Raw genomic sequence first — 3,159 nt, forward strand, 5'->3', positions numbered from 1 at the left:
TGCTTCAGGAAACTCCCGAAGCGCCCGCGCCGCTGACGGAGCCCCCCGCTGCGGCGCGGGCCTTCGGTCCTCTCGGCAGCAAGTAGCCGGAGGGGCCGCGCATCCTCATCAACCGAAAGCCGACCCGCCAGAGGGCCTTCAGCCGGTGGACGCGCAGGCTGGAAACAATCCAGACCGTGGCGATGAACAGAGCGGTATGCAGCGTCGAAACCTCGGCGGAATTCATCGCGGCTGGCGCCATCGCCGGATTGCCGGCGACCGAGCCCGCACCACCGAGGACGATGGTCGCGACGCCTATCCCGAAGAGCCAGGAGCTTAGGTTCGTTTTCCTACCCATTTCGTTGCTGTTGTCTGTTCCCGTGACGCCAACATTGCGGCCGGCTTGTATCCGCTTCATGTCGCGCGAACTGCGGTTTGTTTCAATTCAGTTTCGAAATTGCCCAATTGGCTTTCATATAAACGGCAAATGCGCTTTCGTTTGAGGATAATCAAACTGACGGCTGCCCAAATGGTGGTGCGAAACGGTGAGCGGTCGCCGGAGAACTCTCTCAACGAGATGAAACAAATTCGAAACAATAATGAAAACACAACGAAATTGTATGGAAACAGGCCGGCGCGATAAGCGGCCCATCGAACAACGCCGGTCCGACCGGCAAAACAAAAGAGGGGTCGTCATGCATGCCGCCATTTCCGACAAGCTCATCAATGTCACCGCCGCCGTTCTGACCGGGACGGTTCTCTTCCTCTGCGCCGGCAGCCATGCTGCCCACGCCAGCCAAGTCGTGGCACGCGTCTCGCTGTCGCAACAGATCATGGAAGTCACGGTCGACGGCCGGCCGACCTTCACCTGGAAGGTGTCGACGGGCGACCGGGCGCATGTCACGCCGACCGGGTCGTTCAAGCCGACCCGCATGCACGAGATGTGGTATTCGAAGAAGTACGACAATTCGCCGATGCCGCATTCGGTCTTCTTCAGCGGCGGCTATGCCGTGCACGCGACCTATGCCGTTAGCCGCCTCGGCCGGCCTGCCTCGCATGGCTGCGTGCGGCTGCATCCGAATGCGGCCGCCGATTTCTATCAGCTCGTCGAGACCGTCGGCCCCGCCAACACCAGCATAGTGATCGCCAAGTAGCAGGCTGGTCGCCGCTTTGGTTCCGGCGCAATTCCGGACGAAGCCTTGAGCGATGGCCAAAAAAGAGGCCGGGATTTTCCCGGCCTCTTTGTGTTTTCAGATGCGGCGTTCAGGCCGGCAGCGCCGGCATCAGCTTCGGGTCGGGCTTCTCGGCCAGATGCGGCAGGTCCTTGCTGGCAATGAAGGTGTAGAACATGGGCACGACGAAGAGCGTGAACATGGTGCCGACCAGGATGCCGGTGAAGATGACCAGGCCCATCGAATAGCGGGCAGCTGCGCCGGCGCCGCTGGAGATGATCAGCGGCACGACGCCCAGCGCCATCGCCGCAGTGGTCATCAGGATCGGCCGCAGGCGCACCTTGGCCGAGGCGATGATGGCGTCACGCCGTCGCATGCCATGGATTTCGCGCTGCTGGTTCGCGAACTCCACCAGCAAGATGCCGTGCTTGGTGATCAGGCCGATCAATGTGATCAGACCGACCTGGGTGTAGATGTTTAGTGTTCCAAGGCCGAGATTGAGCGGCACGATGGCGCCGAAGATAGACAATGGCACCGCCATCATGATGATCAACGGATCGCGGAAGCTCTCGAACTGGGCCGCGAGCACCAGATAGATGACGATCACGGCGGCCACGAAGGCGATCAGGATCGTATTGCCCTGCTCCTTCTCCTGGCGCGACTGGCCGGAATAGTCGATGAAGAAGGTGTCGGGCAGCGACTCCCTGGCGATGCTCTCCAAAGTCTGCAGGCCGTCACCGGTGGTGACGCCTGGCAGCGGCAGAGCCGAGATCGTGGCCGAGTTCAGCTGGTTGAACTGCTCGATCGCCGCCGGTGAGGCGTTGGTCGAGATCTTCACCACCGCCGACAACGGCACCATCTTGCCGTCGACGCTGCGCACGAAATATTCGCCGAGCTTTTCGGGGTTGTCGCGGAATTGCTGCGGCACCTGCGGGATGATGTCGTAGCTGTTGGAGTCGCGGTCGAACTGCGCGACTTCGGCGCCGCCAACCAGCAGCGTCAGCGTGCCGCCGATGTCGGCGATCGGCAGGTTCAGCGCCGCCGCCCGCTCGCGGTCGATGGTGACGGTTACCTGCGGCGCGTCATAGGACATCGAGTTCTGCACGACGATGAAGCGGCCGGAGGCCTGCGCCTTGTTCTTGATCTTCTCCGCCTCGTCGAAGACCTGGGAAGGGTCGCCGGTCGAGCGCACCACCATGGAGATGGGCAGACCGCCGCCGGAGCCGGGCAGCGTCGGCGGCGCGAAGACGAAAGCCTCGACGCCGGCGACCTTGGCGAGGCGCCCCTGGATGTCGGCCTGCAACTGCTTCGAGTTGCGCTTGCGGTCCGCCCAGTCCTTGAAGGCGAAGCCGACGAAAGCGCCGTTGGTGGCGCCGCTGAAGGCGACGGCCGAGAACTGGGCCCTGGTTTCCGGTATATCCTTCACCAGGCCGAGGATCTGGTTGACGTAGGTTTCGGTGTAGTCCGAGGTGGCATATCGCGGCGCGGTCACGATCGAAAGCAGGAAGCCCTGATCTTCTTCCGGCGCCAGTTCGCTGGACGTCTTGGTGAACATGAAGCCGGTCAGCGCCACCAGCGCGACGACGATGATCAGCGTCACCGGCCGGTTGCGGAGCGAAGCGGTGACGGCCCGCTCGTAGACATGCTCGACGCGGCCGAAGGTGCCGTCGACGATGCGCTGGAAGCGCCCATGCGCGCCAGGCTTCAGCAGGCGTGCTGACATCATCGGCGTGATGGTGATGGCGATAAGGCCCGACAGCACCACGGAACCGGCCAGCGTCACGGCGAACTCGCGGAACAGCGCGCCGGTCAGGCCGCCGGTGAAGGCCAGCGGCGCGAACACGGCGGCCAGCGTCAGCGTCATGGCGACGATCGCGGTCGCGATCTCACGCATGCCGTTGAACGCCGCCTGCATCGGCGACATGTGATCTTCCTCCATGTGGCGGTGGATGTTCTCCACCACCACGATGGCGTCGTCGACGACAAGGCCGATCGCCAGCACCATGGC

The 3,159-nt window shown here is 63.1% G+C and carries 3 protein-coding genes; 1 reads left to right on the plus strand and 2 read right to left on the minus strand.

What is annotated here, in order from left to right:
- Positions 1-4: 4 nt before the first annotated feature.
- Complete coding sequence (locus tag Q0L57_RS09500; RefSeq protein WP_296741556.1) at positions 5-337, minus strand: hypothetical protein; 333 nt, start codon at positions 335-337, stop codon at positions 5-7.
- 337 nt (positions 338-674) lie between these two features.
- On the opposite strand from Q0L57_RS09500, the gene Q0L57_RS09505 reads away from it, so the two are divergent.
- Positions 675-1,133, plus strand: a complete 459-nt coding sequence (locus Q0L57_RS09505; RefSeq protein ID WP_296741559.1) for a L,D-transpeptidase — start codon at positions 675-677, stop codon at positions 1,131-1,133.
- Positions 1,134-1,242: 109 nt separating this feature from the next.
- On the opposite strand, the gene Q0L57_RS09510 is transcribed toward Q0L57_RS09505, so the two are convergent.
- A partial coding sequence (locus tag Q0L57_RS09510; RefSeq protein WP_296741562.1) for an efflux RND transporter permease subunit occupies positions 1,243-3,159 on the minus strand: 1,917 nt, incomplete at its 5' end.

The sequence above is a fragment of the Mesorhizobium sp. genome (assembly GCF_024509055.1).
Lineage (GTDB): Bacteria > Pseudomonadota > Alphaproteobacteria > Rhizobiales > Rhizobiaceae > Mesorhizobium.

Excerpts from the sequence above, each read along its gene's own strand:
- Q0L57_RS09500 (WP_296741556.1), bottom strand. The coding sequence starts at position 337 with ATGGGTAGGAAAACGAACCTAAGCTCCTGGCTCTTCGGGATAGGCGTC.
- Q0L57_RS09505 (WP_296741559.1), top strand. The coding sequence starts at position 675 with ATGCATGCCGCCATTTCCGACAAGCTCATCAATGTCACCGCCGCCGTT.